The sequence below is a fragment of the Bacillus velezensis genome, from assembly GCF_001461825.1.
GTDB lineage: Bacteria > Bacillota > Bacilli > Bacillales > Bacillaceae > Bacillus > Bacillus velezensis.
In genome coordinates, this window is sequence record NZ_LLZC01000019.1 from 24,864 (window position 1) to 39,815 (window position 14,952).

General features: G+C 50.4%; 1 protein-coding gene. It reads right to left on the minus strand.

All coding sequences use genetic code 11. The features are described 5' to 3' along the window. Nucleotides 1-14,946 (minus strand): non-ribosomal peptide synthetase, encoded by a 14,946-nt coding sequence (locus tag AR442_RS10910; RefSeq protein WP_053284979.1) that lies wholly within the window; start codon nucleotides 14,944-14,946, stop codon nucleotides 1-3. Nucleotides 14,947-14,952 lie beyond the last annotated feature (6 nt).

The following is a 14,952-nucleotide window of genomic DNA, read 5'->3' on the forward strand; positions in this document are numbered from 1 at the left end:
TTAAACCTCCACTTCATAGGTATCCCAGATGTTTGCCGCAGCTTTTTCGTTCGTTTCTTCTTTGCTGTCCGGCGAAATCAGCCGCTTATTTAATGCAGGCGGTGTTAAAGGGTGGCGCTTGATTGGGCGCCCTTCGTCTTCCTGCCACGCTTCCACAATGACGTGGGCGTTTGTTCCGCCGTCGGCAAAGCAGTTAATTCCTGCCGCCGGTATTGGTGACGGCCAGTCTGCCAGAGTGCGGCTGAACTGAATATTGGCCTTTTCTCTATCAAAATGTGTATTTTCATGCTCGCCTGATAAAAACGGGATAAAGCTCTTTTCTTTCAGCATGAGAACAACTTTTATGAAACTTGCAATTCCTTCCGCGCAAAGCGGGTGCCCGATGTTCGGTTTCACAGATCCGATTCCGAGCGGGCCGGCGTCTTTTGAACGGTAGACGGATTGAATGGCCTTCAGTTCTAACAGATCCGTCACGACCGTGCCTGAACCGTTCGCTTCAATATGAGTAATGTCTTCCGGCTGTTTTCCGCTTTTTTCAAGAGCCTTCTTCATGACGGATTTTTGCGCTTCCAGACTCGGCGTAGCCGGGCCTGCCGTTCTTCCGTCATTATTGACGGATGCCGCCTTCACTACGGCATAAATAGAATCTCCGTCTTCAATCGCCTGAGACACGGTTTTTAAAAGAACCATTCCGACACCCTCGCCCAGCACGACTCCATCGGCGCGTTCGTCAAATACATGGAACGACTGCGCTTTACTTAATATGCCGCGCTGTTCAAATAATTTATGGGTTTCTTCTGATTCAAACAGGCTCACCCCGCCGACGACGGCCGCTTTTATTTCTCCTGTTACAAGAGCCTGCACGGCCATATTCATGCCGACTAAAGCAGAAGAACAAGCCGTATCGAGGACAACACTCGGGCCGCGCATATCAAAATATTGAGAGAGATTTGCGGCCAAATAATTCTGGCCCAGCGCGACGATCGGGTTTTTCGCATCCAGCAGTTTCTCTTCACCCGGTTTGTGACGGCTGCGTCCGCCGAGATACACACCTATTGCTTCTCCCTTTATCTCATCCGGCGTATAGCCAGCGTGATACCACAGGTTAAGGCATTCTTCCAGAGCGGCCAAAGCTTGAGGGTCCATTGCCTTTACATCTTCTTCAGCCAGTAAAAAGAAGTCCGGATCAAATTGATGAATTCCATCAAGCATTCCCGCGTAATAAGGCGTCTTCAAACCCCATCGCTCAGCCGGAACAGGACCGATAGCCGAACGGCCTTCAGCCAAGAGCGACCAGTACGCCTCTAAAGAATCCGCCCCCGGAAACCGGCAGGACATGCCGACGACCGCGATATCTTCCCGGTGAATCTGTTTTCCGGCCGGCTCTTCTTGCACCTTAACGGCTTGTGTTTCAATCACCGGCTCAGCCGGCTTCTTCTTAACAGGCTCCGCCGCCAAATCAAACCGTTCTGACAAAACTTCTGTATATCCTTCGAGAAGCCAATTTGCGAAAGATTGAATCGTCGGATATTCATACAGAATGGACGGGTCAAGCGATGCCGAGAGATTCCGGTTGATCCGCTGCAGAAGCTGAGCAAGGATAATGGAGTCCACTCCGTAATCTTGGAATAATACGTCTGTCTCAAGCTGATCCTGGTCAATCCGCAGCTCTTCAGAAAATAATTCTATCAGCCATTCTTCTGTTTTCCTTGTTAATTGAGCGTTGTCTGCGGCATAAGCGGTTTTTTCCGCCGGTTTTACCATAGCCGGACTCATTGGCTGATCCTGCCTGCTCCGCCGCAGGAATCGCTCCGGCTTCCACAGCTTAGGATTCAGAACGGCCGGCAGCACCGGGCCCCTTGCTGATTCAAGAAGTAGACCGTCAAGGAGCTGTAATCCTTCTGCATTCGTGATGCTGTATAGCCCGCTCTCTTTATAAGCTTTGTTCGTTACTTCGCCCATTCCGGTTTCTTTCCAGTTCGGCCACTGAATGCTTACGATCGGCAGCTGCTCTTTGTATGAGTTTGCAAAATAGTCCATATACGCATTGGCCATGGCATAGTCGGCCTGTCCTGCCGAAAGCGCCGGTATCGCAGCTGACACGGAAGAGAACAAGACGAAAAACTTCAGCGGCTCTTCGCTGAGCACACTGTATAACGCCTGAAGCCCGTCTACTTTCGGCTCGAGCACGCGCTGTATGTCTTCATCGGTTTTTCTGATGAATGCGAGCGTCTCTTTATCGGTCACACCCGCGCAGTGAATCACGCCGCCGATAGGTCCGAGCGTCTGTTTTATCTGACTCAGTTCCTGTCTCAGCCCGGCTTCATCAGCTAACGGGACTGACAATACCTTCACTTGTACACCTTTGGATTCCAAGTCGAGAACAGCTTCAATTTTCGCTTTTACAGAAGCCGTCACCCCATTCAGTCCGCCCGTCCACTCACTTCGCGGCGGAAGGGTCTCACGGCCTGTAAGCACCAGTTTTTTCACTCCGTAATGTTCGGCAAAATGGCGTGCGCATAAAAGGCCGATCCCCCTCGTACCCCCGGTGATCAGAAGCACATGGTTGTCCGGAAAATCAATTCTTTCACCTTTCATATCCATGTTTTCTGAGCCGCTTAATACAGCACGGTAACGCAAGCCGTCCCTCCGGCAAACTTCCGCGTCATCAGTACGGGCATGAAACTCATCGGCAATCTGCTTCGCCAGTTTGTCATCAGAAAGCCCTCCTTCAAGGTCGAGATGCCTTGAAGACAGATGACCGTACTCGCATGCCAGCATTCTGTACAGACCGGCCCGTTTTGCTCCTGTTGTTTGATTGGCCTCTTTATTTAATGACTCAAGGTCTTTCGTGACACAAAGCAGTGTCATCCCTTCTTTATGCCCATGCTCAATCAATTGCTGAAGCCATTTGATACCGGCCATGTCTTGAGAATCTTCTTTCGCTGCGCCGAGGAGGTCGATGACTCCGCCAAACGCCTGCCAGTCATATTCACCGGCAAGGTCTGATCCTGTGATGATACGGTGATTCGGCATATGCGCTGCGATCTCTTCTGCGAGATTGACCGTGTCCCCGCCTGTCAAAATCGCAACGGTACGTGCACACGGTTCACCCAGTTCGAGCGGGCTCGGTTCCCATTGTTTCGTCAGAATACGTTTCATCCGTTCCTCTGTATGGACCTTCTTTTTGTCAGGATTCTCAGGCACCCAATACGTGTCTTTTGCGAACGGATAAGACGGAAGACTGAGTAAACGCGGCGTACCCTTTTCATACAGCCGGTTCCAATTCAATACGCCGCCTTTCACCCATACCTCTGCCAGCTTGGCGAATTTGCCTTTTTTAATCCAGGCGTCAATGACGATGTCCATATCTTCATCTGCCGTGAACAAGGCAAACGTATCTTTATTGCGGTGAGACTGGCCGGTATACAGCCCGGCGATGTTTTTCTCATTTTTCGTAAATGCTTCCAGCTTTGTTTCCAATTCCGCCATCGTCGCTGCAAGAATGGCCAAGCGCTCTTCCATTTCGTCCCTTCCGGTTTGCAGCGTATAAGCGACGCCCGCCAAGTCTTGATCTGTATACGGCGTTTGACGGATCGCTTTTTGCAGCTGCTGCGCCTGTTCAAACAATTTTTCTTTTGATTTGGCGGACAAAAGGATGATTGCCGGATTTTCCGGACTGTGCTCAGGCTGAGCGGCTGCTTTCGGGACATACTCTTCAATGACGATATGGGCGTTGACCCCGCCGATGCCAAATGAGCTGACCCCGGCCCGGCGCGGAATGGCATTTCCGTTTCTATCTTTTGCTGCCGTCCATTCCTGATTTTCCCGCACGATGTAGAAAGGACTGTCATCGAGCTGAATGTACGGATTGATCGTCTCGCAATGCAGGCTTTTCACCAGCGTTTTGTGCTTCATTTGCAAAAGCACTTTCATGACGCCTGATACTCCCGCGGCAAGCTCTAAATGGCCGATATTGCTTTTGACCGAACCGATGCCGCAGCGGTGACCGAAGACTTCAGGCTCTTGATTTGTTTTCGCCAGCTCGTGAAACGCCGCTTTCAAACCGTTTATTTCAATCGGGTCGCCCAATTCCGTTCCTGTACCGTGCGCTTCAATATACGTGACGGTGCTCGGGTCCACTCCCGCTTTCCGGTATGCTTTCACCAATAAATCAGCCTGCAGTTTCGGATTCGGCGAGGTTAACGTATTCGCCCGGCCGCCGTGGTTTTCAGCCGTACCGCGGATCACGCCGTAAATCGGATTGCCGTCACGTTCTGCATCTGTCAGTTTCTTCAGCATCAGAATTCCCGCGCCTTCACCTCTGACATACCCGTTGGCATCTTTGGAGAAGGTTTTGCATTTTCCGTCTTTGCTGAGCATGCCTGCTTTGCTGTAGCTGATATGCGCTTCTTCCGTCAGAATCGTGTTGATTCCTCCGGCAATCGCCATGTCGCATTCTCCGTTTTCTATAGCGGATACCGCCCGGTGAATCGCCACAAGCGAGCTTGAACATGCCGTTTCAATCGGCTCGCTCGGCCCGTGAAGATTTAACAAATAGCTCAAACGGTTCGGACCTATGGAAGGAATCATGCTGCCTGTCGCCGCATGTCCTTCCGCCGCAAGACCTGCCCTTGTGAACAAATCTTTATAACCGGTATTTCCGGTGCCGATAAAGACGCCCGTATTTGTGCCGGAAAGGCTTTCCGGCTTACAGCCCGCATCTTCTATCGCCCGCCATGCATAAGTCAATAACAGCCGCTGCTGCGGATCTAAATATTGGGCTTCCCGCGGTGAAATCCCAAAGAACAGCGGATCAAATTCAGCTATTCCGTCGATAAAGCCGCCCCACTTGATATTCGTTTTGTTCCCTTCAAGATTCGGGTCGCCATCAAACGCTTCCCAATCCCAGCGTTCTTTCGGAATGGTTGTGATCGAATCCTTTCCTTCTTTCAAATTGCGCCAAAATTCCTCTATATCCTTCGCGCCCGGGAATCGGCCGCTGATTCCGACAATGGCAACCGTATCCAAGCGGCGCGGCTCTTGTGTCGCTGCCGCAGCGTTCATTACCGTTGCGAAGCGCTTTTTCCGCTGCATTTTCGATTTTTGGGCTTTTGGCTGCTCTTTTTTCGGAGACTCTTTCTTCTTTTCGCCGAAACGGCCCGGATGCTCTTTTGCCAAATATCCGGCGAGACCGCTGATCGTTCCGTACTCAAAGAAAATCGTCGGCGCCAGCTCCAGCTGATACGCTTCATTTAATTGATTCGTAAAGACGGTAAACGATACGGAATCAAAACCGTATTCACTCAATTCCGTATCTGTCTCAATGTCCTCACGGTCAACTTTTAAAATGCCGCTTACCATGGCTGTCAAAGCGGTGTGAAGCGTTTGAAGAGATTCTTCTGCATCGTGTTTTTCTTCCGGCTGAGAAGGAAGGCCGGCTTCTGCCTCATCCGTCAAATACTCTGCTAAACTGCGGATCGTCCCGTGTTCGAAGAAGATCGTCGGCGCCAGTTCCAGCTGATACGCTTCATTTAATTGATTCGTAAAGACGGTAAACGATACGGAATCAAAACCGTATTCACTCAGTTCCGTATCAATATCAATCTCGTCTTGGCCGACTTTTAAAATTGAACTGACCAATCGGATAAGCGCACCGTGCCATTTGTCTCCCGAAACGGCGGATACAGGCTCTATTTTCTCCACCTGCGGCTTTTCAGTTTCAGAAACGGATAGGAAGGACTGTTTTAATTTTGCTGCGTGTCCTTCAGCTGCTAAAAGCTGCGGCTTTTCCTGAGCCATTCCTTCATAAAAAGCAGCCAGGCCTGACGCCTTTTGAAGCGGAACCATGCCGAAAGCTTTTTTCATCATTCTCTCCGTCTCGTCTCCCGCCTGCATACCGCCATCTTTCCACAGCGTCCAGTTAAAGGCGACCGTTTTTCCGTGCCGAAGGCCATTCTCCGTAAGGGATTGCCTGTAAGCGGCGTACGCATCCATAAACGCGTTGCCGGCGGCATAATCAGCCTGCCCGACATTGCCGAGAACGCCGGAAACACTGGAGAACAATACGAAAAAGTCAAGATTGCAGTCTTTGCTGGCTTCATCTAAATAAGCGGTTCCGATCACTTTCGGATCAAGCACTTCCCTGAACTCTTCCTTCGTTTTTTGCAGCAGGAAGCGGTCTTGTATCACTCCCGCAGCGTGAATAATTCCGTTAAGCTTTCCGAAATCCGCCGTAACCTCTTTTATCAGCGCTTCATTTTCCCGCCGGTCTGCCGCATTCATCTTTTTGTAGACGACATTTGCGCCTGAGTGCTGAAGCATAGCAAGCTCACGCTGTTTGGCTTCTGCCAGATTTGAGCGGCCGGTCAGAATGATTTTCGGGTGTTTAACGCGACCTGCGATTTCTTTTGCGAACATCAACCCCAGGCTTCCTGTCCCTCCGGTTATCAGATATACGCCTTCGTCCTTCCAGACGGCGCCGCCCCCTGCGGGATGCATTTCTTCCCAAGCCTTCACATACCGTTTGTCTCCTTTATAACGGATATGTTTATCATGCGGCCGATGACTGTCGTTTTTCAGTTTTTGAGCGACAGCCGGCATTTCACCGATTGATTCCATTTCGATGAGCTGACAGTCAAGTTTTCCGTATTCCAGCTCGGCTGTTTTTAACAAACCTGTTAACCCCGCAAACAATTGCTGGCTGCCGTCTGCTGAAATAACAGTCTGAATCAGAATGCGGCCCTGCCTTTTTTCGCTGATGATCCGCCGGATGTGTTCAGCGATTGTCTGCGCGTAGCTTTGGAAGCGTTCAGCGGCTGTTTCACCCTCACCTTCTGCAATCAGCAGTTCGGCGTCTTTCAGGCCGGATGCCGCTTCATCTTTTATACGGCAGGCATCTTCACAAAGTATGATCAAATGCTCATCAGCATGGACAGAGGCTTTCTCGGATGCGGCGGCTTCTTTCCAGACCGGTGCAAACAAGACCTTTTCCGAGCCTGATAGCCGCTGAGCCGATTCTGCATCGCCTTCAAGCACTCTCGTAGAAAATCCTCTCACCTTCACGCAAAGCGCTCCTGTTTCGTCGAACAGGTCAATGTCGGCTTTCTGCACGGAATCACCGGTTTGATATCCTTCGCTGAAGCGTGCATGCGCCCGCATAGTCGGCGTGCATGCTTTGACGACTTCAAGATATTCCAGCGCAAACGGCAGAATCAGCTTTTGTCCGGGAAACTCCTGCATAATGCAGATCGTTGCCGTCTGAATAGCTGAATCAATGATGCTCGGATGAAGCGTAAATTGTCCGTTCGTGTGAGAAACAGAATCCGGAAGCTGTATGTCCGAAAGCACTTCTTTCTCGCCGATAAAGGCGGACGTAATGCCTTGGAAGGCTTTTCCGTGGAACATCCCCCTGCTCCGGCCTTCCCGATAAAAGGCCGCCGGATCAAGAATGTCCGCTGTGCATCTGTTTTGTATGGCAGAAAGGTCGGCCTCAGGCTCTCGTTCAGCCTTTATGATTTCGGCCCGCCCTTGGCTGTGCAGCACTTCTTCGCCGTCAGCGTTTACGCTGTAAATGTCATATGAGATGATGCCGTCCTCTTCAGGGAACAGCGCAATATGGACCTGGCGCTCTTGTTCGTGAACGACGATCGGTTTCATCCAGACGGTATGATGGAGCGTTATTCTGTCTTGGTCTTTTAATAAGCCGCCAAGCGCCCGTTTTACCGCTTCATATGACATTTCCAAATATGCCGCTCCCGGCAGCACAGCTTTTTCCCTGACCACATGATCCTTCAGGAAAAATTCTGAGCCTGTAAACCGTGAGCTGAACCGCTGAACGGCCAAATCTGACGTATTTTGCTGCACGAGCGGGTGTAAAACTGAGACTCCGGTGTGTGCGGCAGATGTTTTCTTTTCTGCTTTTTTCGGCCAGTACGGCTCCTTTGCAAACGGGTAGACCGGCACGCTGATTCGTTTCGGATGCTTGTCTTTGTAAAGCTTGTGCCAATTAATGGTGACACCTTTACTCCACATTTCACAGAGCTTCGTTCCTTTTCCTTTCGCAAGCCATTTCTCAATGAGTTCAGCGCTGTCATCATCATCAGAAAGCCAGGCAATATCTTTCGCCTGCTGTTTTTCTCCTCTGAAGCAGCCTGTTACAGCCGGCTTATCATTGATAAAATCGGCAAGCTGCCGCTTCAGCTCCGCAATGCCGCTTGTGATAAAGGCCGCGCGCTCTTCCATCGCTTCCCTTCCGACTTGGAACGTGTAGGCAAGATCAGCGAGGTCGGCGTCCGTTTTTCTTTCCAGAAAAGCCAGCAGCTGTTTTGCGTACTCCTTCAGACGATCTTTTTTTCTGGCAGACAACGGAATGATGAAAGGACCGGCAGCGTCTGCTGCCTCAGATGCATCCGGATATTGTTCAAAAATCGCGTGTGTGTTTGTTCCGCCAAGACCGAAAGAGCTTAAAGCCATGCGGTGCGCTCTGTTCTCACGGGTTAACTCTTTCTTTTCTTCCGCTACGTAAAACGGAGAGTCTTCTAAATGAAGATTCGGGTTCGGCTCTTTGTAATTGATGCTCGGCGCGATTTCCTGATGATATAAGCTCATGACAACCTTGATGCAGCCCGCCATTCCGGCCGCTGTATCCAAATGCCCGAGATTTGTTTTGACTGAACCGATGCCGCAGTATTGTTTTTTATCTGTATATCGGCCGTACACCGATTGAAGTGCGGACAATTCGATCGGATCGCCGAGTTTTGTTCCCGTGCCGTGAGCTTCGACGTACGCAATCGTTTCGGGATGGATGCCCGTCTGATCAATGACCTTCTGAATGACCTCAGCTTGTCCTTTGACGCTCGGCGCATAAAATCCGACCTTATCCGCTCCGTCATTATTGACGCCGATTCCGCGCAGCAGCGCATAAATATGGTCGCCGTCCTTAACGGCATCAGACGCTTTTTTTAAGAGCACGGCGCCGGCTCCCTCACCGCCGATCATTCCGTCAGCATCCGCGTCAAACGCTTTAATATGCCCGTCGCTTGAAAAATTCAGCCCCGGCTGATGAACATATCCGGCGCTTGATTCCGTATGAAGGGTCGCACCGCCGACAAGGGCGTACTTGGCTTCGCCGGACTGCAGGCTTTGAAAAGCCGAATGCAGGCCGATTAACGAAGATGAGCAGTTGGCATGGACAAAATAGCTCGGCCCTTTCAACCCGAGTTTATGAGAAATCATCGTCGGAATCGTACCGCTTTGGGCAAGCACCCATGACACGTAGCCATCCGGCGTTTCCAGCTGTGCTGTCGTCTCCTCCGGCAGCAGGCTGCGGTAAGAGTTAGTGCTGGCAGACATATACACGCTTGTTTCCGGAATTTCTTTGGAGATATATCCCGCATCCTCGATTGCCTTCCATGAATGGAGCAAAAGCATTCTCAGCTGAGGGTCCATATATTCCGCATCTTTCGGTGAAAAGCCGAAGAAACCGGGATCAAACATTTCTTTCCCCTCTAAAACTGATTTAGCCGGAACGAAGCCGGGATGATCAGCCAGTTCTTCAGAAATACCGAATCGGCGGAGCTCTTCTTTTGAAAAGAAGGTGATGCTTTCTTTGCCTTCTTTGATGTTATTCCAAAATTCATAATGATCTTTCGCTCCCGGAAACTCACAGGATATACCGATAACCGCAAGGCTGTCCTCGTAATAATCGGGAAATTCTCCCGCTGGGTGTTCCCGGTCTTCTGTATTCACTTTCTTTTGCGGCACAGGAGCCAAAACGGCTTCTTTCGGTTTTTGTTCTATGATGTACCGGCTGATGTCTTTTACCGTCGCGTATTCAAACAGCTCCGTTACGCTGAATTCACAATCCAGTTCCTGCGTCATCCGGTCAGTGACAGTCACGGCAAGAAGCGAATCTCCCCCCGCATCAAAAAAGCGGTCATCAAGCTCTATATCTTTGCTTTTCAATACATCCTGCCAAATCGCCAGCACCGCCTGCTGGATATGAGATGATGAAAATGTTTGTGTGTCCGGCTGCTTTTCCGTCAGATCGCGCGCAGCAAGAAGCTTGCGGTCCACTTTTCCGTTCGGTGTGAGCGGAAGCTCTTCAAGACGGATAAAAGAAGCTGGCGTCATATAGGCCGGCAGCGCTTGTTTCAAATGATTGCGCAATTCCTTTGCAGACGGAAGCGGCTCTCCGTTTTTCAGAATATAAAACGCGCAAAGCTTTTCATTTCCGGAGTGATTGTTCACAACCACTACGCTTTCCTGTACGGCCGGATGGGCATTCAGCCGGCTCTCAATATCTCCGGGTTCAATCCGGTAGCCGCGGATTTTGACTTGGGTGTCCATCCGTCCCATGTATTCAATGCGGCCGCCGGGGAGAAAACGCGCCATATCGCCTGTTTTATAAAGCTTTGATCCCAGTTCGAGCCGGTGGCTGACGAAAACTTTATCTGTCAGCTCAGGCTTGTTGAAATACCCTCTTGCCAATCCGTCTCCCGCAATACAAAGTTCTCCCGGCACCCCTTCTAAAACAGGGTTGAGACCGGAATCCATAATATACACACGGGTATTGGCGATCGGGCGCCCGATCGTAAGCGCGCTCTCATTTTCCGTGATACGCTGCACCGCGGACCAGATTGTCGTCTCTGTCGGCCCGAACATATTCCAAGCCTCACTTTTCGTATCGAGAAACTGCTGCTTCAATTGTTCGCTGAGCGCCTCTCCGCCGCAAAGGATTTTCACTTTTTCTTCATTTGACCATCCGGAATGAAAAAGCATTTTCCATGTAAACGGCGTCGCCTGCATGATCGTCGGTTTGTACTCTTGAATCAGCTCTTTCAGCTTCCGTGCGTCTTTTGTGACTTCTGTCTTACAGATGTTGCACTCCGCTCCTTTGATTAAAGGAAGGTACAGCTCCAGTGCCGCGATGTCAAAGCAATATGTCGTGACGGCAAGCAGTTTGTCTTCGGACGAAAGCCCCGGTTCATGCGCCATCGAGATTAAGAAGTTGGTCAGCGCCCGGTGCGGAATCATGACACCTTTTGGTTTGCCCGTGCTGCCCGACGTGTAAATGACATACGCCAGATCGTCAGGTGTCACTAACCGCTTCAGCGACGTTCTTTCCGCGGCTGTACTTTCAATATGAGACCAATCGCGGTCAATGGCAGTTGTCTGCACGCCTCCCCAGTTCAAAGAGTGCTCTAAATCAGCTGTCGTCAGGCACATTGAAATCCTGCTGTCGGTGATCATATATTCCAATCTGTCAGCGGGATAAGAAGGATCAAGCGGCACATACGCTCCCCCGGCTTTTAAAATGCCGAGAAGGCCGACAGCCATATGCAATGAACGGTCTGTATAAATGCCGATGAGATCATCAGGGCCTGCACCGTGCGCCTGCAAATAGAGCGCCAGCTTCGTGCTTTTTTCATCAAGCTCACGGTACGTCAGCCTTTGCTGTTCATACACGACCGCACAAGCGTCCGGTGTTTCTGCCGCCTGACGTTCGAATAATTCATGGAAGCAGGCATCCGGATATTCACGGCTTGTCTCATTCCAAGTCTTAAGAATCATGTGCTCCTCTCTTTTTGTCATGAGAGAAACGTTCTCAAGCGGCATATCCGGATTCGCCGTCAAAGCTTCAGCAGCCTGTACAAATTGGCTGAAAAGCCTGGCCGCCCCTGCTTCGTCGAATAATTCGGTGCTGTATTTAATCGTAAGATCCATGCCTGATGCTGCTTCCCACATTTCAAAAACAAGATCATATTCCCCCTCCTGATGAATGTCTTTTACAAACTCACAGGAGAATTCCTTGTATTCATCAAGCATCGATTGATAGCTCGAATGCTGCAGAAAGTTCTGATAGAAAAAGGTATTGCTGAAAACAGGCGAACCGTTCTGCCGGGGTTTCGCATGCACATCACGCACCATTTTCGGAAACGGATAAAATGAGTGATCCAGTCCGTCCAGAACGGCATCCTGCACCTTTTGAACAAAGTCAGCAAATGTTTCTTTTCGTCCGGCTCTGTTCCGTATGGGAAGCATGTTGAGGAAATGGCCGACCACTCCGTCAAAGCGTTCTTCGGGTCTGACCATTGCAGGCATGCCTGTCACAATATCTTCCTTATCCGTATATTTGCTTAAAAGCACCATGTAACAGCTCAGCATGACGGTAGACAAATGAATCGAACGGGATGCGGCAAACGCCGTTATATTATTCAGCAGCCGTTCGGGAAGACGGCGTGTCAGCGTATCTTCTGTAAACTCCGGAACACTGCTGTCCGTGCGCATCGGCGGAAGCTGAAGGTCAGGCAGATCGCCCCCGAGCTGTTTCATCCAGTAAGCGCGGGCAGCTTTGCTTTCTTCCCCCGCTAAATACCGCTTTTCCCAAGCCGCGAAATCGGGATGAATGCCGGGAACGGCGGCCGTAAACTCTTCTTTTCCCTCCAGCAGCGCCTGATAATGATCCAGCAGACTGTGAATAAATGTAATGGATGAAATGCCGTCAAACACGATGTGGTGAATGACCGTCAAAAGATAATGTTCCGCGGCGGATTTTGAAAGCAGCTGCACGCGCAGCAAAGGCCCGCCTTCTTTGACAAACGGCTCTTTCACTTTTTTCCGTATCAGAGCGGATATTTGTGATTCATTGACGTCAGAAATATCTTCTTCCGAGAATACAAAAGGATTTGCCGCTTCTATGAAATAAAACCCGCCATCTGTTTCATTCACCGCGCTTTTGAGCATCGGATGCTGCTTTAATACGAACTGAAACGCCTGTTTCAGTTTCTCTTTGTCGATTCCGGATGTGAATCGGAAACAGAGCGGGACATGGTATGCAGTCGTTTCAGGCGACATTTTATGCAATGTCCACAGCCCTTTTTGGACTTCTGAAAGCGCTGGCGCCATTTGCCGTCTCTCCCGTTCTGCCGGCGGTTCGGCTTTTTGGGGATGATGCTCCGCTGACATGTTTGCCGCTTTTTCTGCAGTATAAGCCGCTAAAGCGCCAATCGTCGGGTTTTTGTGCAGCTCTCTTGCCGTCAGCCGGATGTGATACGTTTTTTCAATTGATCTGGCGAGTTTCATCATCTTGATGGAATTGACGCCAAGACTTTGAAACGGCGTATTTGGATCAACGAGCTCATCTGCGATGGAAAGTTCCTCTTTCAGAAAACGGATAAAATCCCGTTCAATATCTTTCTCTGCAGAAGCCGTGTCTGAATTGCCGCCTTCTTGCCTGCTATTATGTAATGAATCAAATTGCCCTTGTTCGAATGAATGTTTCAGCTGAGTGCGCTGGATTTTCCCGATCGCCGTCTTAGGAATGTCTTCTTTTGCGACCGGAAGCAGATAATCAGGGGTAACGCCGATTCTCTGTGTCACGTGCTGGTGAATGTGATGAAGAAGCTTCGTCATGCGGTTCTCATCCAACGGAACAGATGTCACAAAGAAAATCGCCAGCTCATCTGTCGTGCTTTGATTCGGCCGGACGGCGCATGCCGCTGTATAAGATGTTTCAATTTCCGGCAATTCCTCAACGGCTGATTCAATGGCGTGGCTGTAATAATTAACACCGTTGATAATGATGGCATCTTTCGTGCGCCCCGTTATCGTCAGGCGGCCTTCACGCAGAAATCCGAGATCTCCCGTTTCAAACCAGCCGTCTTCTGTAAAGACACTGTCATTTAAGTCCGGGCGCTCATAATATCCGCTCGTTACAGTCAGACCGGACACTTGGAAGCGGCCGATTTCTCCTTCCTCCACCACTTGATTGCGGTCATCCGTAATTCTCATATTAAATCCCGGGATCGGCAGACCGATCTCGACGAAACGATCGTCGTCACTCGTGTTTTCCAATGTAAACTCATCTGAGAAAATAACGCCCGAAGACGTTTCGGACATTCCCCATGCGGGACGGATGGCATTAGCCGGCAGACCGTGCGGCTCTAAAAGCTCCATAATTCTGCGTCCGACTTTCGCAACCGCGGCCTCCCCGCCGTTCAGCATGTAACGCATGGAAGATAAGTCCCATTTCCGCGTTTGAATCTCTTCTGCAAAATCGGCAAGCAGTCCGAAGGCAAAATTGGGGGCCCACGTGACCGAAGCGCGGTAATGATCAATCAGGTCGAGCCATTTTAAAGGGTCCATCAAAATGGATTCGCTCGGTATGTTGATTTCCTCACATCCGAGATAAACATCACGCAGATGAAGCATTCCGATGCCGCCGACGTGGTCAAAAGGCATCCAGTTAAACGTGACATCCTCACTTGTATAGCCCTGCATCTGAATATTTCCTTTGACCATGCAGACGATGTTTTCATGGCTGAGCATCACGGCTTTCGGCGTGCCCGTGCTTCCCGAGGTCAAAAGCAGCATCGCCAAATCTTCCGGACGGGGATGATGACAGTCCGTGTCCATTTCATGCGCACTGAGATCTTCTGCCGCCAAAGCGCAAAACCCGGAAAGCTCCTGCTCCTTCGCCCATTCAGTCATCTCCGGCAGCACGTCACGGCTTGTGATGACATACGGCTGATTCAACAGCATCCAGGCGTCTTTCAGTTTTTGCGTCCCGCTGTTCATTTCTGTATAAGCCGGAGCGGCCGCAAGCGGAACCGGGATCGCTCCTAAAAAAACACAGCCCCAAAAAGCAGGAATCAGCTGGGAATTGTCACTGAGCTGTAATATGACTTCATCCTGAGCCTTCACTCCTGATTGGCGGAGCCCTTTCACAATCGAAAGAGCGATCTTTTTCAGGCCGCTGTAAGTCTGGTACACTTTGGTGCCGTCAGGCTGTATATATGTGATGCCCTTTTGATCTCCCGCTGCCGCGGCGGTTTTGTGCAGGACTTCAGGAATCGTCATCGGCTGATCCGCTGAAAGCCGCAATGATTTTCCATAGCTGACAGATGGCTTGAGTAACCCGCTTGCCTTCATATCACTTTTCATAGAGCT